This is a genomic window from Acinetobacter sp. HZNU-JH01 (genome assembly GCF_037996845.1).
GTDB lineage: Bacteria > Pseudomonadota > Gammaproteobacteria > Pseudomonadales > Moraxellaceae > Acinetobacter > Acinetobacter haemolyticus.
The window spans coordinates 1,064,049-1,083,659 of sequence record NZ_JBBMZX010000001.1; the positions used below are offsets into that span (position 1 = coordinate 1,064,049).

Here is a 19,611-nt window from a genome sequence, read left to right on the forward strand (position 1 = left end):
TAGACCTAGTGATGATCTCTGTCATCTAGTCAATAGCTGTATCACAATCAGTAGGTTCTTCTTTAGCAGTAGTAAGCTATTATAATGATTAGATTATCTATGTAGATTACTTATTAGATTAGTTATATATATCATAAATATATGCACCGTATGCAATGAACCCAAAGCCGTAAAAATATACGGCATCGCCCTTATATTATGATGAAAAATCATGATTTGAGTTTAAATTTTTTAGCTGAGATTTTTTGCTTTCACTCGTCCCTTGTAGTTTGACGATCCCTTGATTGCGCGCTTGATTTCTCCATCAAGTAATATCTTCAGGTATGACGGCTTTTGACTAACATAATGGAACCATGCATCAATCGTGGCTTTTTCTTCCCCCTGCATAAGCCCTGCTTTAAGTTTTCTGATAACTAAAGTTGAAAAACGATCTTCCGTTTGTGTTATTGAGACTTGATCATCACTTTCAGTTTGGGTGTCGTTATATTTTTTGCATACAAATTCTAACTTTTGCATAAAGTGCTGAATGAAATCCATCTTCATGGCAATATCACGTTTACAGACCGAAAATAGAAAAGTTATGTTAGCCGAGTTGATTTGAGCAGCATGACCCAATATGTCCCAACACCCCAAATATGCTAGAAGCTGTATCGACGTATCCTTATTCAGTTTATCAATGGTCGTTTTAAAAATATGATCAATGGCCTTAAAATTTGATGCAAAATGGGCACATTTAACTTCACAGGAAATAAAAATATTTTCCCCAGCAAATGCCTTTTTTTGTGTCCAATAAGTTTCGTACTGACTCTTGGCCCGACTTGCCTGTTCCTGATTTGATTTAATCAATGCGCTTAAGGTTTTTGCTTTCTTACCACTTTGGTATAGCGTTTCGATATACTGATTCAAACTAGGAAGAACATGCGTCTTAAATTCATTATTTGGGTTCTGCCCAAGGTAGTGTCTTAAATCGTTTGCAAAATTGCTTAAAGGCTGATCAAGCAGTTGCCGAATATCAGCACAAAGTCGTATCAATTGTGCGCCTGAGGGCTTAGAAAATTCCTGATAATTAAGCTCATCTTGAATTTTACACAAAGCGATAGACGTAATTAAAACAGATGGGCTAAAAACAAAACCATAATGGCTGAACAACCGTTCTAAGAACAGTTTTGACGCATCAATCTTTTGAAAAAATATCATATATAACTTTTGTAAGTCAGTGCCTCGATCATCTTTCTTTGACCTAGCAGAAGTATTATCGGGATTTATAGGTAGTTGTTTCCACTTTGCCAATAAATATACAAATGCTTCCAATTCCATTAAATACTGCCATACCTGCGGATCTATCTGAGGATATCGATCTACCAAGTTCCCATAAATAAACTCAATATTTTTTATAGATTTCTTTTCCATCGTTCTAAGCTTGATGTACTTAAAATATTTCCACAAACCAAATTCAAATTTTTCTACGATAGGCTCAGATCGCTTTCTTGGTTTTTTTGGGGTCTTGGTGTTTTGCTTTATGGTCTGCGGTTTATATATAAGCCCCTCATTTTCACAACAAAAATATCGCTTACATTCTTTACCTGCAATCCATAACTCAAACAGTGCTGAAGAGTTAATGACATAATTTAAAGTTGTCCTGATGAACAAATTATATTTCTCACTATCTTTAGCTATAACACCAGATCTGACGTTATGAATTATACGTTCACAATAAGGCTTATACACCAACTCTCGATATTTATTTCTTTGGATTTCTTGAGTTGAATACTCTTTCCCATCGAAAAAACGAGAGTTTTGTTCATAAAGTGGGAGATTGAGGTATGTCTTTTCCCATATTTTTTCTACCTCATTCTTTATACTATCCATAGATTCTGTTTTTTGGTTTTTGAAGACAAATATGCCAAATACAGAAAAATCATAGTGTGAACCAAAATCAAGTTTTAGAAAGCTCGTAAGTATTCGTTCATTACTTTTAACCTCATATCTAAAAATGTTTAGATGATGAAGGGTCCTGTTTTTAGCCCATTCTAGTTGCGCACCATGTATTCTTATCGGATCTATTAGGGGGTCTAAACAATAACCAAGTTTTAAACATAAAACCTTTACTTTATTCGATTCGTTATAGGATTGATCAAATCTTTCCTTGAAGTACTCAAGATCCCGATACATTTTCAGCCAAGTATTATCTAGCATCGCTGGAAAATTATTGAGCCATTGCCTAATTAATAGCTCCTCACTCCCATCAAAAGCGTATCTATGCATCCAAAACCTTGATAAGTTTTGTGCAAGAACATTGAAAAAAATCCGCCAATTTTTAGGTAAAAGAATAAGCGCATTAACTTGAGGATAGCATGTACTGAATGGATGAAATCCGAAGATTGAATCATCTGTTCTAGACGGTTTTGTTGAAAGTATTTGTTGGTAATGTTGCTTGATATAATCCAATTGAGCAACATCATTACGTTCTGGATCAAATAATTTTTTAATAAAATCTATTAACTGTTTTTGTCTTTTATCTGCTATTTCCTCACCAAACTGTCGGCGTAAGGCAAGTTCATAAAATGTATCCAATGCATAAATAACCTCAGAGTTGACCTCCCTCCCATGTAGCTAAAGGAAGATTCTCAAAACCTCAGCAATGTCTCTGATTCTTCTATCCACGTCAATTTTAGTAAGTTCCATACCCATAAATCAGCCATTTTTATTCTATAAGCTATATATTACATAAATCTTGTTTATAAAAAACACACCTATTTTCACTTAGTCAAAATTATAAAATAAAAAAGGTGCTTTTGAGGATAAACACGGCATAAAAACAAAATAATGATAATCATTAATAAATGATAATAATTCCAAAAATAAGAATGAGAAGTTCGAGGCAGAAAAAAAAGCCTAAACAAAAAATCAGAGAAGATTTTTCTGCTTAGGCTATATTTTTAAAATATTATTTTCTTTTTCATTTAAATTTAAAAGCAAAATTTTTAGTGTTATGCAAAAAAATGGCATCAGTGTAGTTCAAAGGAATATGTCTCTAGACGCTCTGAAAGCTCCCCCCCTACTTGGAATCTTTTTCAATAATCTCTGCAAGCAGTTCTGGACAATTCCGTACATGATTAAGAAGTGTCTGTTCTTGATCATTCGAGTTAAATGCCATTTTTTTCTTCAAAATATCTGCAACATTATGGGCATTTAAAGCTCGTCTAAATTCTCTGTTTTCTTCTTCCAGACTTTTAATGTAACTAATATAAGTTCGATCCTGAATTTTGATATCACAGGCACCCTTATAACGCTTTTTATTATTTTCTAAAGCATCCCGTAATTCTGCAATTTTGCTGGTATTTTCTGCTACGCGACTTGTGATCCAATTTTGATCAAAGGCTTTAAGCTCTTTTTCCAGTGTCGGGTAAACATCATTGATTGCAGCTGTAACAGATTTCCAACGTCCTTTTATTTTTGCAGTTTCTCGTAATACACGATAAATGATCTCTCGCTTTTCATAAAGATTACCTTCATAGCGCTTTTTCACATTTTTTATGCCATTGATTCGGCGTTGTAACTTTGGGTGCTGAAAAACATGCTGATCGAAATCAAGTTCTAGGTATGCATAAAGTATACGTCTATAGCCATCCACGCTGTGTTTATTTTTTTGATTATCATCCATCCCCAATAATTCTTCTTTTAGTTGAGCAATCCGATCTAATAACCGATTCAGCTCATAAAACTGTGAGAGTTGAGCTTCTCCTCTGAGTGAAATCTCATCAGCCATACATTTTCTTATTAACTCAATTTCGTCAGCAGAGAATGCCTGTTGCTCTTCCAAATGCCCTACACCACCTGCATGGTAAATGTAACAATTAAGCATTTCCGCCTCTAGAATATTGATGTCTTCATTAGTAATTTTCATCATACTCAAAATAAAAATATTATAATAATTATTAATTTAACACATATTCTAGTATAATATTTTATTATCTTTGTAGTATGCTAAAAAAAAACTCAATGAGTCACTACCATTAGGTCATGGACAGTCATTAAGTCGGCATCACACGAAAAGTCTGATGTAATTGAATTGATGATTGAGTAAAATTTGGCTCAATGGAAACTAGTAAAATGTTAGAGTCCCGTTATCGTGTAAAAGATTTAGTCAACTATCCTGAACGTCCAGCAAAGGACTATGTGGATCGTAGTGGCCGTAGATGCAAAGTTTCATACAAGCCTGCCAGCAAAGGCTTGTTGAATATCACAGAATCAACTTTTTGGAAGATGGTTCGCCGTGGTGATTTTCCTGAATCGACATTTAGTGTTTTGTATACGAAAGTCAAAATTCAAAGTTTGGAGGGTGTGTAAAATGGGTATTGCACATAACTTTAAAATTGATCGTAGAATTCGAGCAAAAGAGTTTATGGCACTTCTTTCTATTGGCAGAACCAAGTTTTATCGAATGATTAAAAAGGGTGAAATTCCGCAGCCAATTAGAGTTAGTGAGAAAGAAGTCTTTTGGCACGAATCAAGTGTTAAATTAGTTGTAGAAAAACACAAGTAAAATTCTGATATGATAGCCTGCTAAATGCAGGCTTTCTTTTTAGATTAAGAGCCTTTTAAAACGGGTAACTAAACGGGTAACTCGAAAGAACTCAAGAATTTAATTATTCATTTTCAAAAGGTTGAGATGAACAAGATTGTTGTAAAAAAACATAATGGTGGCACGATTGCTCAAAACAAAAGAGCGCGCCACGATTACTTTATTGAAGAAAAATTTGAAGCAGGCATGTCCTTACAAGGCTGGGAAGTAAAATCACTTCGAGCTGGTCGTATGAGCTTGACTGAAAGTTATGTCATTTTTAAAAATGGCGAGGCTTTTTTATTTGGCTCACAAATTCAGCCTTTATTATCTGCTTCAACACATGTAGTACCTGAAGCAACACGTACACGTAAATTGCTCTTATCTCGCCGCGAGTTAGAAAAGCTTTTAGGTGCAGTGAATCAAAAAGGGTATTCTTGTGTACCTTTAGCATGTTATTGGAAAGGACCTTTAGTAAAGCTTGAAATTGCTTTAGTAAAAGGTAAGCAATTGCATGACAAGCGCGCAACAGAAAAAGACCGTGACTGGCAACGTGATAAAGCACGGATGTTGCATAAATAGTAAAAACCTCCTATTTGATCTGACCCCAATAAGTTGGACGGTTTGATTAAGTCGCTTTTAAGGACTGGGTTCTGTACTGTACAGGACTCAGTCCTTTTAATTTAACCTTGATTCTTTCATGGTTATAATAGTGTATATATTCTTTCACTGTCTGTTCTAGTTCATCAACTGAATTAAATTTCTCTCCATAGAAACATTCAGATTTAAGTATGCCAAAGAAGCTTTCCATCACTGCATTATCCAAGCAGTTTCCTTTACGTGACATACTTTGTGTTAAACCATGCTGTTTCAACTGTTGCTGATAATGACGCATTTGGTATTGCCAACCTTGGTCTGAATGTAAAAGAGGCTTGTCATCGGGCTTGAGCTTACCTAACGCAGTGTCTAGCATGTTTTTGACTAGAGCATAATGTGGTCTGCGCTGGGTTTGAAATGCAATGATTTCTCCATTGAATAAGTCTATGACTGGAGATAAATACAATTTCTCACCACGTACATTAAATTCTGTCACATCCGTAGCCCACTTCAGATTTGGTCGATCCGCTTTAAATTGACGTTGTAATACATTGTCTACAATCTTACTCACTTGCCCTTTGTAAGAGCGATATTTCATCACCCTGATACGTGATTTAAGCTGCATAGACTGCATCAGCCGTTGAACACATTTATGGTTGATGATTCGTCCCATATTCCTTAAGGCAAGCGTAATCCTACGATAACCATATCGTCCCTTATGTTGATGATAAATCGTCTTTATTTGTTGTTTAAGATCACTATATTTATCTTCAAGTTTGCGTTGCTGTTCATGATAAAAATAGGTGCTTCGAGCCATTTGAGCTGCATGCAATAAATGCTTTAGCTCATGATCTTGCCTTAATCCTGATATAAGTTCTGCAAACGCTGCTGTTCGGCTGCTTCTTTTGCTTCTTGTTCCAGTCTTAAGGCTCTCCGCTTTTTTAAAAGTGCAACCTCAGCTCGTAGATATGCAAGTTCTTCAAGCAACTGTTCCTGTGTTTTATCGCGATCTGCTTGAGAATATTGAGTTCTGGTTCTTTGCGGCTTTGGCATCTGTTTGGCTCGTCCTTTAGGTTTGGCTTTTAAGCCATCTATACCATATTCATGATATAGATTTAACCATTGCAGAATGGTTGCTTTTTCTCTGATATGAAACCGTTGTGAAGCCTCTTTAGCTGAAAGTCCTTCATTTAAAAGGCTTTGTACAACTTGAAATTTAAATTCTTGAGAATAGTGGGATTTAGTGGTTTTTACACTTAAACCTGAAATACCATATTGTTCAAAAGCTGTAACCCATTTCTGAACATCCATATGGTCAACACTAAATTTTTGACCTGTAGCAGCCTTTCCAAAACCAGATAAGTAGTATTGGACAACCTCAAGTTTAAATTCTTGAGAATATTTAGCCATAGAAAAGCACCCTTCAAATTAGACTAAAAGTGTCCAACTTTCGGGGTGCAGTTCATATTGGAGGTTTTTTTATTGCACTATTAAACAGTGAAATGTTTCTGCTTCAATTCCGCTAAATATTTTCCAAACTTGCGTGCAGTTTCCAGATCACCTTCTGGCGGTGTGATTTCAACGCTGGCATTATCCGACTGTGTCATTAAACCCAAGAAACTCGACATACGATTAATATCTAAAGGGCTACGTCCAGTCGGCATAAAAGGTAAACCAGCCCATAACATGCCATGTTGCATGGCAAATAAATTAATTTGCTGTAAAACAGCTAACTTATCGCCACTCAATCCACCACCATTGGTAAAGCCAGCAGCAAGTTTGCCTTGCCATGACCGTGCTAACCAACGTTTAGAAGAGTCTTCCATAAACTGTTTTAATGCAGAGGTTAAACTTCCCATATAGGTTGGGCAACCCATCACAATCACATCTGCTTGGTCTAACAAATCCCATTGCGGCGCAGCCACAGAAAGCAGATGCACTTCTGCCCCCGCCTGCTCAGCACCCTGAGCAAGGTATTGTGCAACTTTGGCTGTATGACCATAAGGACTATGATAAATCACACAAACTTTAACTTGGGGAGTAATTTGCTCAATAACAGACATGGAAAATTTAAAAACCAATGAATTAGCTCAAGTTTAACATTTTTAGATACAACAAGGCGAATCAACAGCATAAAGATGTGATTTATTGCATAAATACAAACGTTGCCATTCGTCCTGTTTTACTATTACGGCGATGTGAAAAGAACTCATCCGCCTGTTGATAAGAGCACTGCCCCCCACCCAAAACGGTTTCAACACCTAAACGATTTAAAATAAATCGAGCAATCGCATAGAGGTCTGCCTGATATTTATCCTCGACTTGCCCTACCATAAATGCAGACTCTAATTCAGGATATTTATCACAAAAAGCAGCTTTTACTTCAGCTCCAACCTCGAAACAAGGTTGACTGATAGCCGCTCCTAACCATGCCCATGTTGGCGAAGATTGCATTTGAGTAACCGTATTTTCAACAATACCATTCGCCAAGCCACGCCAACCCGCATGTAAATTGGCAACTTCTGTCCCCTCAGCATTGCCTAAAACTACAGGTAGACAGTCGGCAGTCATCATCATAAGTGCATGACCTTTGCGTTGCGTGACGAGACCATCACCTTCAAGTGCGATAAATGAAGTTTGTTCATTTACAGTATGACAAATCGTACTATGGGTTTGAGTCAACCACGTCAGCTTATTGACACCAAATTCTGAAAATTGATTTAATAAAAGCATACGGTGTTGTTGCACACGCTGTGCATCATCATTGACATGTAAAGCCAAATTAAATCCAGCTAAATTTATATTCGTTGTACTTATTGCTTGAGGATGCTCAATACGAGTTTGTCCTGCGTAAATGCCTTTAGGTAAACCTGATACAAATTCCATAAAATATCTCCTAAGCAATATTTTCTATATCAGTCTTTCTCTTGTGGAACCACAATCGGCTCAAATCGCCTAAGCCTAAGAAGAGAGCGTTTAAAACCGCTAACAGCATGGAGTTCACAAAAGCATCCCCCTCAGGAGAGATAAGGAGCGACTAAAGCTCTACAAGAGGGAGAAAGACTTCATTTAATATGCCTGATTTTCCGTGCGTAGTACTTCAACCAACTGGGTAAAATCTTCTGGCCAAGGAGCTTCAAACATCATGTCCTCACCTGTACGCGGATGGACTAAGCCCAATTTTGCAGCATGTAACGCTTGACGCTTAAAGCCACGAAGCATATCAGTTAACGTAGCTGAAGCCCCAGCTGGAAAGCGCACACGATTGACATACACAGGATCTCCCACTAACCCATGTCCTAAATAGCTAAAGTGCACACGGATTTGATGGGTACGCCCTGTTTCCAATTGCGCTTGAACACGAGTGAAATCACGGAAACGCTCTTTCACATTGTAGTGTGTTACCGCATCACGACCACCAGGCAGGATTGCCATTTTGACGCGGTCTACAGGGTGCCTTTTTATCGGTTCATCAATGGTGCCACCTGCAATAATATTTCCATACACCACAAGGTCATAGACACGGTAAACTGTCTTTTTGGCTAATTGTTTACTCAATGAAAACTGGGCTTCTAAATTTTTAGCAACGACCAATAGTCCACTGGTATCTTTATCAATACGATGAACCAAACCAGCACGTGCTAGCTCAGCAAGTCTTGGTGCATGATAAAGTAAAGCATTCACCAATGTCCCTGTCGGATTACCAGCACCTGGATGAACCACCATTCCCACGTCTTTGTTGATCACAATAATATCGTCATCTTCATAGACAATATTTAAGGGAATGTTTTCAGGCTGACTGGATGTTTGTGCCTCGAGTTCAACTTCAAGCGTTAATAATTCATTACCTTCACAACGGTACTTGGGTTTTACAATATTGCCATTTACTAACAGATGCCCATCTTTCATCCATTGCTTAAGTTTTTCACGAGAAAACTCATTCCACACCAGCGCAGCGACTTGATCAATGCGTTGACCTAAATAGTTTTCATCGAGTTGAACTTGCAACGATAAACGTGTTGCAGTTGAGTCAGAATTATGATTATCTGCATCGACAGAATCTTCGAGTAAGAAATCTGTTTCAGAGAAGTTTGAATTGGAAGATTGTGCTGAAGTCATTTGATGATCGGTACAAAAATGGTTTAATAGTACCATTGTAGCTTATTGCCCAGAATAACAGAGGAGTTTTTATGTCGCTACCACGTTATAAAATTACAGTGCTCGCACTTTCTTTAGGTGTAGCATCTGCATTTGTGGGCTGTAGCAGCAATCCGAGTAAGAAAGAAGTGGTTGATAAAGGACCACAATCAAGTGAACAAGTTTATTTTGAAAAAGCACTCAAATCTCTTGAACGCAATCAATATACTGACGCAGTGAAATCATTAGAAGCGTTAGATACTTACTTCCCAACTGGACAATATACCCAGCAAGCACAACTTGAACTTCTCTACGCAAAATTTAAACAGAAAGATTATGAAGGCACGATTGCACTTGCGGATCGATTCATTCGTTTAAATCCACAGCATCCTAACGTAGACTATGCCTACTATGTTCGTGGTGTTGCGAATATGGAAATGAACTACGATAGCTTAATTCGTTATACGTCATTGAAACAGGCGCATCGTGACGTAAGCTATATTAAAGTTGCTTATCAAAATTTCGTTGATTTGATTCGTCGTTTCCCTAGCAGCCAATATTCTGTTGATGCTGCGCAACGAATGAAATATATCGGTCAAGAACTTGCTGAAAGTGAAATGAATGCTGCGCGCTTCAATATTCAACGTAAAGCATGGTTAGCAGCGGCTGAACGTGCTCGTTGGGTTCTTGAGTATTATCCTCAAACCCCACAAACACCTGAAGCATTAGCAACTTTAGCTTATAGCTATCAACAACTTGGGGATAAGACAACATCCCAACAATATATTGAGATTCTTAAACTCAATTATCCAAATCTAGTCAAATCAAATGGTGAAGTTAATCTTCGTGCTGCACGCAAAGAAGGCAGTTGGGTTAACCGTGCAACCTTAGGTTTATTGGGGCGCGAATCTCAACACATTGAAGTTGAAAATAACGAGACTCAAATCGAACCACCTCGTCGTAGCTTAACCAACCGTTTAAGTTTCGGATTATTTGATAAACCAGAAACTGAGCAAAGCAGCGAAGAAGATGCAGCGAATTAATTTCTAAGTGTTCGGGTGTGTGGTTTTAGTCTATAACGTAATGCATGGTTAAAATGTCAACGCCACCTGATCTCATTATGCGAACAGGCAAGTTAATCCTTGCCTGTTTTTCATTTTATGCAACAATGATAAAGAATATTTTTGCATTCTTCCAAATGCTCTACCCAGTTTTAAATGGTAACCTCTCATGGCAATTCCACAGCATACAATTGATCAAATCCTAGATCGAACCGACATCGTCGATTTGATTGGTCAACGTGTGAAATTGAAAAAAACTGGACGAACATATTCTGGCTGTTGCCCTTTTCACCAAGAAAAAACACCATCCTTCCATGTCTATCGTGATAAACAGTATTATCACTGCTTTGGCTGCCAAGCCAATGGAAATGCGATTCGTTTCTTGATGGACATTGACAGTCGTAACTTTATCGACGTGATGAAGGATCTGTCTAATCAGACTGGAATAGAATTACCCAAAGATAATCACGACAACAAAAAACTCTCTTATAAACGTAGCCCTCAGACGCCACCTTCTCCGCCTGAAAAGATATCTCCCCCATCAACAACAAATCACGCTATTCATGAACCCATGGATGAGCATTTTGTTGATATGGATCGGTTTATGGACGATCCCTTTGCACAATTCGATCCAGGCTTCGGCATGGATGAACAAGTGCAAGAAGGCAACTTGTATGACCTCTTGGAAAATGTGGCACAGTTCTATGAGCGTCAACTTCCCCATAGCCAAAAAGCGCAAAATTATTTCAAACACCGTGGCTTATCAGCTCAAACCATTCAATTCTGGCGTTTAGGTTATGCACCAGAGGATTGGCAACACTTAGAAAAAGCATTTCCTCAGGATATAGAAGGCTTAAAACAAATTGGATTGATTCGCTCTAGTGACAGTGGTCGAGATTTTGATTTATTACGGGATCGTGTAATTTTTCCGATTCGTGACCATAAAGGTCGTGTGGTCGGTTTTGGTGGACGTGCGTTGAATGATGACATTAAACCTAAATACATTAACTCCCCTGATTCAGAAGTCTTCCATAAAAACCAACTGCTTTATGGTTTATATGAGGGGCGTAAACTCAAAGCCAATGATTGGTTGATGGTTGAAGGCTATATGGACGTAATTGCCCTACAGCAATACGGCATCAATGGCGCTGTCGCAACGCTTGGAACAGCAAGTAATGCAGACCATTTGAATACCTTGTTTAAACAAAACTCTCGTATTACCATCGCTTTTGATGGTGATGCGGCGGGACAAAAAGCAGCTCGACGAACTTTAGAAATTGCACTGCCCTTACTTAATGATGGGCGTGAGTTAAAATTCTTTGTACTCCCCAATGAACACGACCCGGACTCGCTGATTCGTCGAGAGGGTTTGGAAAATTTCCAAAAATTGCTACAACAAGCGCCATTATTATCTGATTTTGTATTTGCTCATTTAACGGGGCAACATGATATTAGCACCCCTGAAGGTAAAAGCTTAGTCATGGGTGAACTCCGTGAATTGACCGAGCTACTCCCTAAACAAGGCTCATTTCGTTATTTGCTCACTCAATCGTTCCGCGAAAAACTGGGTCTAGGCAAACGCTTTACCCCACAAATTAGCCATGATGCATCTTTATCTTTTAATATCCATACTAAAGATGAAGATTTTGCAATAGCAATCTTGATGCACCACCCATTTCTTTATATCCACTTTGAAGAGCTGCGTGCAGTCATTGATCAAAATGAGCTATTGGCGAAGATCTTAGCTGTATTAAATATTGTATTTGACGATCTACCCGATGATCAGGAATTGGCAACTTATTATGTACTCGGTGCATGTAGTCATTATAGCCATGAGCTTGCAGATATTATGCAACGTACCAACATTGAGTCTTTGACTGAAGCACCAGAAGTGGCCGACAAATTAGCGAGAGACTTCTCTTTAAATTTACAAGAAAAATATTTAAGGCTCAAACTTAAATCACCTATCTCTCTGATAGAATCACGCAATTTACGCCAACAATTAAATGAGTTAACCAAGCAAATTAGTTTGAAGTTGTTGTCTTAGCGTTAGACTTAATTCTTAGGTTTTCGTTCATGCTCAAACACATCTTGTAGATGCTGCTGTAGCCATTCAAAATAATCAGGGTTTTCCGCTTTAGCTGCTTCTCTTAATAAGATCGAAGTCGGGTGCATAAGTTTTTGGGTTAAACGATGCGCAAACTCTTGTAATACTTGCTCAGCTGCATGTCCATGCTTTAAAGCGTCCAAAGCATGGGTTAATTCTTTTTGACTAATCTCTTCGCTATGTTGACGATAAGCCTGAATCGTACCACTCGCCTCTTTCACTTTTTGCTGGGTCATCAATTGGGTCGCCAATTGATTGACCATAAATTCAGCCTCAACAGCTGCTTGACGACGTTGCGCCAAGTTTTCATCAATCACGCTCTGTAAATCATCAACACCATACAAATAAACGTTATCCAAAGATTCTACTTTGGGATCAATATCACGAGGAACTGCCAAATCTACCATTAACATTTGTTGATAGCGACGACTCTTTAACGCACTTTTAACATGTTTATATTCAATCACTTGATGCAAACTGCCTGTACAACTCGAAATCACATCTGCCCTGTGCAAATTTTGCGCCAGCTCTACAAAAGGAATGATTTCGACTTCAACTTGATGCGCGATTTCTTGTGCCAGCTGATCTGCTCGTTCACGGCTACGATTACAAATGATGATCCTTGCAACCCCCATTTCAGCCAAATGTTTAGCAACAAGGCTATTCATCTCTCCAGCAGCAACCACCATAACCGTCAGCTTTTCTGGATGACTAAACACTTGTGTTGCTAACTGCGCCACTGCATAGCCCATAGATACGGCATGACTACCCACTGAAGTTTCAGAACGGACCCGTTTTGCTGCATAAAATGCGTATTCAAAAATCCCATTCAATTCAGGAGAAACTGTCTCTGCATCTTTAGATAAAGCCAAAGCGCTTTTGACCTGCCCTAAAATTTGCGGCTCTCCTAACATCAGTGAGTCTAAACCACTTGCAACGCGCATTAAATGCGTAACGGCTTGAGCATTCTCGTAACGATAAACATGATGAATCAACTGTTTAACATCAATATTATTCACTTGGGCGAGCCAATTTAGGATGCTATCTGCATCCTCCGTCATGGCATAAACTTCTGTACGATTGCATGTCGAGACCACCACCATATCCTTCAATGCAGGATGTTGGTTTTGTTCAAGCAATAACGCTTCCAATCGCTCTGCATTGAAAGCGATTTGCTCACGGAGTTCGACAGAAGCTGTTTGATGGTTGACACCCAATGCAAAGAAAGACATATCAGATCATCATTTCGCTAAATTTATGTTATTGTGCAACATCGGTGTCATAAAAAGCATTACTTTGGATCAATAAAAATTGCGTCAGCTATATCGCCGTATCCAGTTTAGCGGCAAGACGATTAGACGGTATTCTACCACAATCTTATTGTTAGGTAGTATGAGTGCGTACGTCTCTGCACAGGCAATACACGACATGTATGCCGATCAGAGCTTTGAATATGCCCTCAAACAGAGCATGGTTGCTGAGTTTTCGCTCGCCTATGATGATATTCCAACAGCACTACATAACTACACTGTACTTGCGATTCGCAGCAATTCAACCACGATCAAACAGCGTGCGCTAGATATCGCACTTGAATATGATGATTTGCAAGCAGCTTTAGACATTGCAACACATTGGGTTGAACAAGAACCTAAAGACGTTCCCGCTTTATTTTACTTGTCACACATCGCTTTAAAAACCCATGAATACGAACTCGCGGCAAAAACCCTCGATAAAATTTTAAATATCGACCCTACGGCTGATTTAGAACAAATACTTGCAGGGATTGCACCAGAGCAAGCAGAAGATCGTGAAATTCTGCTTAATGCATTACGCGCAAGTAAAGAAAAAAATAATCCCTCTATTTTGGCACTGATTGCAGGTCTGGAAGCTCAAGATGGCTTGTACGAACAAGCACTGAAAAATATCAACCGTGCCCTACGTAAACGTTCTAAATCAACAAGTTTTATTTTAATGAAAGCCAATTTGTTAATGGCTTTAAAAGACCAAGAAGCCACACAAAAGTGGTTAGCACGCGCTAGCCGTAAAAATAAAAATAATTTGGATGTTCGTTTAGCAGAAGCACGTTATTACATTCAAATCAATCAACAGCAGCAAGCCTTTGATAAGCTTCAAGCAATAATTAAAGACCATCCTCATGCTGAAGAAGCTTTATTTATTGCAGGTTTAACCAGTATCGATTTAAAGCAATACGAACTTGCTGAGCAATATTTGGTCGAGTTACGCACGTCTGAAAAGTATCAAAACGAAGCTTATTACTACCTTGCTATCAATGCACAACGTAAACAGCACTATGAAACAGCCAAAGCGTACTATCGCTTGGTCGATGGCAACTTATATATCGTCTCCAGACGCAATATGATTGCGATTTTTGAACAGCAGCAGCAACTCAATGACGCTTTAAGATTTTTGACCCAAGAGCGCGTTAACTATCCGCAACATGCCAGTTTCTTATATCAAGCACAGGCTGATATCTTAAAGAAAATGAACAATAAAGCGGCTGCTCTAGCCTTACTTGATGAGGCGATTAAAAATATTCCTGATGACCCGGAACTCATTTACGCAGAGGTTTTACTGCTCGATCCTTATACCGATCGTGATAAATTGGATAAAGCCCTTAAACAACTTTTGCGCATAGAACCCAATAGCCCTACTTACCTAAATGCTTATGCTTATACTTTGGCACTGCAAAATCGTCGTCTCAAAGAAGCACGAAAATATGCCGAACTCGCACTAGAGTACGCCCCTGAACAAGCTTCTATTTTAGATACACTGGGCTATATTGCATTTCTACAAAATGATTTTGATACGGCAGTTAATGTACTCGAACAAGCATATTCACTCAGTCAAAACATCAATATCGGTGTTCGTTATGCCAAAGCACTCTATATGCAAGGCTCACTCACCGAATTTAGCGATGTGTTACAGCAACTGAAACAAAAACATGCGAATGCCCCACAATTACAACAACTTGATAGCTTAATCTTACCTGTCACTGTAAAAAAGAGTTAAATCCATGCGTTTTTTTCCAAAATTATGCGTCGCATTATGTAGCAGTAGTGTGTTGCTATTAACAGGTTGTCAACACCTGAGCCAACCCAAAAAAACGATCATTTCTCCACAAGTTCAAGATGAAAATAATTTTAGCTTACAGGGAAAAATAGGGGTTCGCACACCACAACAATCAGGTAGCGCATTCTTCACATGGATACAACAACAAGATCAATTTGATATTGAACTGACAGGAATTCTAGGTGTCGGCAAGACCCAAATTCAAGGAAAATCTGGTGAAGTCACGTTGAATAGTTCTAAAACAGGCTTAATCACAGCAAGTTCACCTGAAGAACTTTTGGAAAAAGCAACAGGTTGGCAAGCACCAATTATGCACCTCACGCATTGGATACAAGCCAAACCCGCTACCCTACATGCTCAAATGACACGAGATGAAAGCAATCGCCTAAAACAACTCATCGAAGATGGTTGGACTGTAGATTTTAGCTACAATGATGGTCAAACATTGCCAAACAAGCTACTACTCAAACAAGCGCTTGAGGAAAATAAAGAAAACCGTATTACAATGGTGATTCAAAATCGATAACCTAGATGTTTATATGATTAAAGTACCGTCTCCTGCCAAGCTGAATTTGTTTCTGCACATCACAGGTCGCCGTGAAAATGGCTACCATGAACTACAAACTATTTTCCAACTGATTGATTTATATGATTGGATGAGTTTTGAACCCTGTGTAAGTGAAACAATTCAAATTGAAGGCTTGGCATACGTACAACTTGAGCAAAACTTAATCTATCGTGCAGCACAACTATTACGTCCACATGCCAAAAAACCTTGTGGCTTGAAGATTCATATTGAAAAAAATATTCCGATGGGTGCGGGTTTAGGCGGAGGATCTTCCAATGCTGCGACAACACTCATCGTACTGAATCAACTATGGCAATGTGACTTAAATGAGCAGCAACTTGCCGACTATGGAGTGCAACTTGGTGCTGATGTACCGATCTTTGTTTTTGGACGTAATGCATGGGCTGAAGGTATCGGTGAACATTTATCATTCATAGACTTAGCTCAAAAAAAATTCATAATCCTAAAACCTGACTGTTTTATCAGCACTCAATTGTTATTTTCACAAAAAACATTGACAAGAGACTCTAAGATCACTAAATTTTGCGCCTATCAGTTAGAACCTTCCAGTTTTGGAAATAACTTTGAACCTCTGGCTCGATCGTTATATCCCGAAGTTGAAGAAGCAATGCAATATTTAGATCAGTTTGGTCCAGCAAAGCTTACAGGTACAGGTGCTTGTGTTTTTACTGAAGTAACTGATGAAATGAATATCGAGTTAATCTTGAAAAATGCACCTTGTAAATCTTACTTGGTAAGCAGTTTGACAGAATCACCGTTAAGACATTTCAAAGTTGCACGTTAGGGGCGTCGCCAAGTGGTAAGGCAGCGGGTTTTGATCTCGCCATCCGTTGGTTCGAATCCAGCCGCCCCTGCCAATTTTCACCTGTAAATGATGTATGTAATAGGGGCGTCGCCAAGTGGTAAGGCAGCGGGTTTTGATCTCGCCATCCGTTGGTTCGAATCCAGCCGCCCCTGCCATTACAGATCATCAAATTTAGGGGCGTCGCCAAGTGGTAAGGCAGCGGGTTTTGATCTCGCCATCCGTTGGTTCGAATCCAGCCGCCCCTGCCATATCTTTAGACAGACTTGTTTTATCTCGATGTTTGATCAAATATATTGACAATATCAAGTAAAACGATTAAAGTTCTGCCGCATTAGGGGCGTCGCCAAGTGGTAAGGCAGCGGGTTTTGATCTCGCCATCCGTTGGTTCGAATCCAGCCGCCCCTGCCATATAATAGATTGCTTTTTAAACTACCCGTTGGAAAATTTTTTAATTTTTCTTTAGCGCTTGGGTGAAGTATTCTTCATATAGCCCTCTTTGGAAAATCATCGATTTTTCTCTTGCGCTCGGGTGAAGCGTTGCTTCACGTAATCCTCGCTCAGGTGCTTCATGCCCAATCTTGTCGTTTTTAGTGGAAGTGCTCATCCACAATTTGCTCAAAAAGTCGTAAGTCATTTACATATCCCTTTAGGTGCTGCTTCAGTTAGCAAGTTCTCTGATGGCGAAATTTCAGTTGAAATCACTGAAAATGTACGTGGTAAAGACGTTTTTATCGTTCAATCTACTTGTGCTCCAACCAATGATAACCTGATGGAAATCTTGGTCATGGCTGATGCTTTGCGTCGTGCAAGTGCGGGTCGTATTACGGCGGTTATTCCTTACTTCGGATATGCACGCCAAGATCGTCGTCCACGTTCTGCTCGTGTACCAATCACAGCTAAAGTTGTAGCTGACATGCTAACAACTGTTGGGATTGACCGTGTAGTAATGATTGACTTACACGCAGACCAAATTCAAGGTTTCTTTGATATCCCTGTTGATAACATCTACGGTACACCAGCATTACTTGCTGACTTACGTCAACAACAACATGATAACTTGATGGTGGTTTCACCTGACGTTGGTGGTGTTGTTCGTGCGCGTGCTGTTGCCAAACAATTAGGTGATATCGATTTAGCGATTATTGATAAGCGTCGCCAAAAAGCAAATGAGTCACAAGTGATGCATTTGATCGGTGATGTTAAAGATCGTGACTGTGTCATCGTTGATGATATGGTAGATACCGCAGGAACGCTTTGCAAAGCTGCTGATGCACTTAAACAATTTGGTGCACGCCGCGTTATTGCTTATGCAACTCATCCTGTTTTATCCGGTAAAGCGATTGAAAACCTACAAAATTCTGTCATTGATGAATTGGTTGTCACTGATACCATTCCTCTTTCAGATGAAGCAATGAACTTAGGTAAAATTCGCCAAGTTTCTGTTGCTAGCATGGTTGCTGAAACAATTCGTCGTATTAATAACGAAGAATCTATTAGCGCTATGTTCGATAGTTATCTATAATAGCCCAGCTTTTTTCAAGCCCTGCCCTTTGGCAGGGTTTTCTATCACTAAACTGGTCGCAAGTTTAGTTCATTAAACTCCAATGAGGATATGCCCATGGCAAACTTCGTATTAAATGCTCAAGCACGTGAAGCTGCACAACAAGGGAAAGGTTCGAGCCGCCGCCTTCGTCACGCAGCTCAAATCCCAGCAATCATCTATGGTGGTAGTGCTGAGCCTGTAGCAATTACTTTAGAACTTCGAGAAATCGTTAAAGCTTTAGAAAACAATGCGTTTTTTGAAGAAGTTATCGAAATCAAAATCGATGACAAAGTTGAAAACGTTAAAATCCAAGCGTTACAACGTCACCCAGCTAAAAACACACCTATGCACGCTGACTTCAAACGCGCATAAGTGTTAAAGGCGTAAATTAGTGTCAAATATTTCGCTAATTGTTGGTTTGGGCAATCCTGGAAAGGAATATGCCCAGACCCGTCACAATGCAGGTTTTTGGTTCGTCGAACAACTTGCAGATCGTTATGGTATTTCCTTAAAAGCAGATCCAAAGTTTCACGGATTCAGCGGTCGTGGTCAGATTGAAGGTCATGACGTACGCTTATTATTACCAACAACGTTTATGAACCGTTCTGGTCAAAGTGTTGCCCCTTTCGCTAAATTTTATCAAATTTCTCCTGAATCAATTCTCGTTGCTCATGATGAACTCGATATGGATCCTGGCGTTATTCGTTTGAAATCAGGCGGTGGACACGGCGGACACAATGGTCTACGTGATATCGTTCCTCATATTGGTGCTAATTTTCATCGTTTACGAATTGGAATTGGACACCCTGGCTCCAAAGAGCGTGTTTCAGGCCATGTGCTGAATAAAGCACCTAGCAGTGAACAACACTTAATGGATGCAGCTATTGATCATGCACTTTCCAAGGTGAAACTACTTGTTGATGGACAAGTTTCACTCGCCATGAATCAAATTAATGCTTACAAACCCGCTTAACCTTGAACTGAATTGTTGAACAATCACGCTTGCCATATTGCTCATTTAGGCGCAAAATGCGCATCAAACCGCCTATAGCCTGCGGAAAACGTGACAAGTCAACCATAAGATATTCATCTTAGGTCTTACTCAGGAGACGCTAGCC

At 39.1% G+C, this 19,611-nt stretch carries 18 protein-coding genes and 4 tRNA genes; 15 read left to right on the forward strand and 7 right to left on the reverse strand.

Annotated elements, in window-relative coordinates; all coding sequences use genetic code 11:
• Positions 1–231: 231 nt before the first annotated feature.
• Both AAC851_RS05060 and AAC851_RS05065 read right to left on the reverse strand, forming a co-directional pair.
• A complete protein-coding gene (locus AAC851_RS05060; protein ID WP_340600599.1) occupies positions 232–2,574 on the reverse strand; it encodes a hypothetical protein in 2,343 nt (780 codons plus the stop codon).
• A 484-nt stretch (positions 2,575–3,058) separates the two neighbouring features.
• On the reverse strand, positions 3,059–3,910 hold the full coding sequence (locus AAC851_RS05065; RefSeq protein WP_005091447.1) for a hypothetical protein: 852 nt from the start codon (positions 3,908–3,910) through the stop codon (positions 3,059–3,061).
• A 203-nt stretch (positions 3,911–4,113) separates the two neighbouring features.
• On the opposite strand from AAC851_RS05065, the gene AAC851_RS05070 reads away from it, so the two are divergent.
• The 3 genes from AAC851_RS05070 to smpB all read left to right on the forward strand — a co-directional run bounded on the left by AAC851_RS05070 (position 4,114) and on the right by smpB (position 5,146).
• Positions 4,114–4,350 carry a hypothetical protein gene (locus AAC851_RS05070; RefSeq protein WP_005091449.1) on the forward strand — a complete coding sequence of 79 codons (237 nt, stop codon included), beginning with the start codon at positions 4,114–4,116 and terminating at the stop codon, positions 4,348–4,350.
• A 1-nt stretch (position 4,351) separates the two neighbouring features.
• Positions 4,352–4,546 (forward strand): helix-turn-helix transcriptional regulator, encoded by a 195-nt coding sequence (locus tag AAC851_RS05075; protein WP_005091450.1) that lies wholly within the window; start codon positions 4,352–4,354, stop codon positions 4,544–4,546.
• A 126-nt stretch (positions 4,547–4,672) separates the two neighbouring features.
• A complete protein-coding gene (gene smpB, locus AAC851_RS05080; protein ID WP_005091452.1) occupies positions 4,673–5,146 on the forward strand; it encodes an SsrA-binding protein SmpB in 474 nt (157 codons plus the stop codon).
• A 46-nt stretch (positions 5,147–5,192) separates the two neighbouring features.
• Here the strand turns inward: smpB and AAC851_RS05085 are convergent.
• The 4 genes from AAC851_RS05085 to rluD all read right to left on the reverse strand — a co-directional run bounded on the left by AAC851_RS05085 (position 5,193) and on the right by rluD (position 9,280).
• Positions 5,193–6,571, reverse strand: a protein-coding gene (locus AAC851_RS05085; RefSeq protein WP_340600600.1) for an IS3 family transposase whose coding sequence is annotated in 2 segments (ribosomal slippage) — positions 5,193–6,041 and positions 6,044–6,571 — 1,377 coding nt in all. Because the reading frame shifts where the segments join, the coding sequence is not laid out codon by codon here.
• 80 nt (positions 6,572–6,651) lie between these two features.
• Positions 6,652–7,224: a flavodoxin family protein gene (locus tag AAC851_RS05090; protein ID WP_100833366.1), complete on the reverse strand. Its 573-nt coding sequence runs from the start codon at positions 7,222–7,224 to the stop codon at positions 6,652–6,654.
• 82 nt (positions 7,225–7,306) lie between these two features.
• The gene (pgeF, locus tag AAC851_RS05095) at positions 7,307–8,047 is read right to left on the reverse strand and encodes a peptidoglycan editing factor PgeF (protein ID WP_100833365.1); all 741 of its coding nucleotides are present in this window, start codon (positions 8,045–8,047) and stop codon (positions 7,307–7,309) included.
• A gap of 183 nt (positions 8,048–8,230) precedes the next feature.
• A complete protein-coding gene (rluD, locus tag AAC851_RS05100; protein WP_161421970.1) occupies positions 8,231–9,280 on the reverse strand; it encodes a 23S rRNA pseudouridine(1911/1915/1917) synthase RluD in 1,050 nt (349 codons plus the stop codon).
• Between the two features lie 71 nt (positions 9,281–9,351).
• Between rluD and AAC851_RS05105 the strand changes: the two genes are divergently transcribed.
• Together AAC851_RS05105 and AAC851_RS05110 are read left to right on the forward strand one after the other, a co-directional pair.
• Entirely contained in the window at positions 9,352–10,341 is a 990-nt protein-coding gene (locus tag AAC851_RS05105; protein ID WP_125501166.1) for an outer membrane protein assembly factor BamD, read from the forward strand.
• 187 nt (positions 10,342–10,528) lie between these two features.
• Positions 10,529–12,406: a DNA primase gene (locus AAC851_RS05110; RefSeq protein ID WP_005091458.1), complete on the forward strand. Its 1,878-nt coding sequence runs from the start codon at positions 10,529–10,531 to the stop codon at positions 12,404–12,406.
• 8 nt (positions 12,407–12,414) lie between these two features.
• Here the strand turns inward: AAC851_RS05110 and hemA are convergent, their stop codons facing one another.
• Positions 12,415–13,698 carry a glutamyl-tRNA reductase gene (hemA, locus tag AAC851_RS05115; protein ID WP_161421969.1) on the reverse strand — a complete coding sequence of 428 codons (1,284 nt, stop codon included), beginning with the start codon at positions 13,696–13,698 and terminating at the stop codon, positions 12,415–12,417.
• Between the two features lie 79 nt (positions 13,699–13,777).
• Between hemA and AAC851_RS05120 the strand changes: the two genes are divergently transcribed.
• The 10 genes from AAC851_RS05120 (at position 13,778) to pth (ending at position 19,466) form a co-directional block, all read left to right on the forward strand.
• Positions 13,778–15,496, forward strand: coding sequence for a tetratricopeptide repeat protein (locus AAC851_RS05120; RefSeq protein WP_005091462.1), 1,719 nt, complete (start codon positions 13,778–13,780; stop codon positions 15,494–15,496).
• A gap of 4 nt (positions 15,497–15,500) precedes the next feature.
• Entirely contained in the window at positions 15,501–16,082 is a 582-nt protein-coding gene (gene lolB / locus AAC851_RS05125; protein ID WP_005081509.1) for a lipoprotein insertase outer membrane protein LolB, read from the forward strand.
• A 13-nt stretch (positions 16,083–16,095) separates the two neighbouring features.
• Positions 16,096–16,929 carry a 4-(cytidine 5'-diphospho)-2-C-methyl-D-erythritol kinase gene (gene ispE / locus AAC851_RS05130; protein WP_161421968.1) on the forward strand — a complete coding sequence of 278 codons (834 nt, stop codon included), beginning with the start codon at positions 16,096–16,098 and terminating at the stop codon, positions 16,927–16,929.
• Positions 16,928–17,002 (forward strand) — tRNA-Gln (locus AAC851_RS05135). The genes ispE and AAC851_RS05135 overlap by 2 nt, the downstream gene beginning before the upstream one ends.
• 28 nt (positions 17,003–17,030) lie before the next feature.
• Positions 17,031–17,105 (forward strand) — tRNA-Gln (locus tag AAC851_RS05140).
• A gap of 18 nt (positions 17,106–17,123) precedes the next feature.
• A tRNA-Gln gene (locus AAC851_RS05145) sits at positions 17,124–17,198 on the forward strand.
• A gap of 85 nt (positions 17,199–17,283) precedes the next feature.
• Positions 17,284–17,358, forward strand: a tRNA-Gln gene (locus AAC851_RS05150).
• Between the two features lie 160 nt (positions 17,359–17,518).
• Positions 17,519–18,472, forward strand: a complete 954-nt coding sequence (locus AAC851_RS05155) for a ribose-phosphate pyrophosphokinase (RefSeq protein WP_004638154.1) — start codon at positions 17,519–17,521, stop codon at positions 18,470–18,472.
• Between the two features lie 96 nt (positions 18,473–18,568).
• Positions 18,569–18,865, forward strand: coding sequence for a 50S ribosomal protein L25 (gene rplY, locus AAC851_RS05160; RefSeq protein ID WP_161421967.1), 297 nt, complete (start codon positions 18,569–18,571; stop codon positions 18,863–18,865).
• Positions 18,866–18,884: 19 nt separating this feature from the next.
• Positions 18,885–19,466 carry an aminoacyl-tRNA hydrolase gene (pth, locus tag AAC851_RS05165; protein WP_004638152.1) on the forward strand — a complete coding sequence of 194 codons (582 nt, stop codon included), beginning with the start codon at positions 18,885–18,887 and terminating at the stop codon, positions 19,464–19,466.
• Positions 19,467–19,611: the final 145 nt, after the last annotated feature.

Excerpts from the sequence above, each read along its gene's own strand:
- AAC851_RS05065 (WP_005091447.1), bottom strand. The coding sequence starts at position 3,910 with ATGATGAAAATTACTAATGAAGACATCAATATTCTAGAGGCGGAAATG.
- AAC851_RS05070 (WP_005091449.1), top strand. The coding sequence starts at position 4,114 with ATGTTAGAGTCCCGTTATCGTGTAAAAGATTTAGTCAACTATCCTGAA.
- AAC851_RS05075 (WP_005091450.1), top strand. The coding sequence starts at position 4,352 with ATGGGTATTGCACATAACTTTAAAATTGATCGTAGAATTCGAGCAAAA.
- smpB (WP_005091452.1), top strand. The coding sequence starts at position 4,673 with ATGAACAAGATTGTTGTAAAAAAACATAATGGTGGCACGATTGCTCAA.
- AAC851_RS05090 (WP_100833366.1), bottom strand. The coding sequence starts at position 7,224 with ATGTCTGTTATTGAGCAAATTACTCCCCAAGTTAAAGTTTGTGTGATT.
- pgeF (WP_100833365.1), bottom strand. The coding sequence starts at position 8,047 with ATGGAATTTGTATCAGGTTTACCTAAAGGCATTTACGCAGGACAAACT.
- rluD (WP_161421970.1), bottom strand. The coding sequence starts at position 9,280 with ATGACTTCAGCACAATCTTCCAATTCAAACTTCTCTGAAACAGATTTC.
- AAC851_RS05105 (WP_125501166.1), top strand. The coding sequence starts at position 9,352 with ATGTCGCTACCACGTTATAAAATTACAGTGCTCGCACTTTCTTTAGGT.
- AAC851_RS05110 (WP_005091458.1), top strand. The coding sequence starts at position 10,529 with ATGGCAATTCCACAGCATACAATTGATCAAATCCTAGATCGAACCGAC.
- hemA (WP_161421969.1), bottom strand. The coding sequence starts at position 13,698 with ATGTCTTTCTTTGCATTGGGTGTCAACCATCAAACAGCTTCTGTCGAA.
- lolB (WP_005081509.1), top strand. The coding sequence starts at position 15,501 with ATGCGTTTTTTTCCAAAATTATGCGTCGCATTATGTAGCAGTAGTGTG.
- ispE (WP_161421968.1), top strand. The coding sequence starts at position 16,096 with ATGATTAAAGTACCGTCTCCTGCCAAGCTGAATTTGTTTCTGCACATC.
- AAC851_RS05155 (WP_004638154.1), top strand. The coding sequence starts at position 17,519 with ATGCCCAATCTTGTCGTTTTTAGTGGAAGTGCTCATCCACAATTTGCT.
- rplY (WP_161421967.1), top strand. The coding sequence starts at position 18,569 with ATGGCAAACTTCGTATTAAATGCTCAAGCACGTGAAGCTGCACAACAA.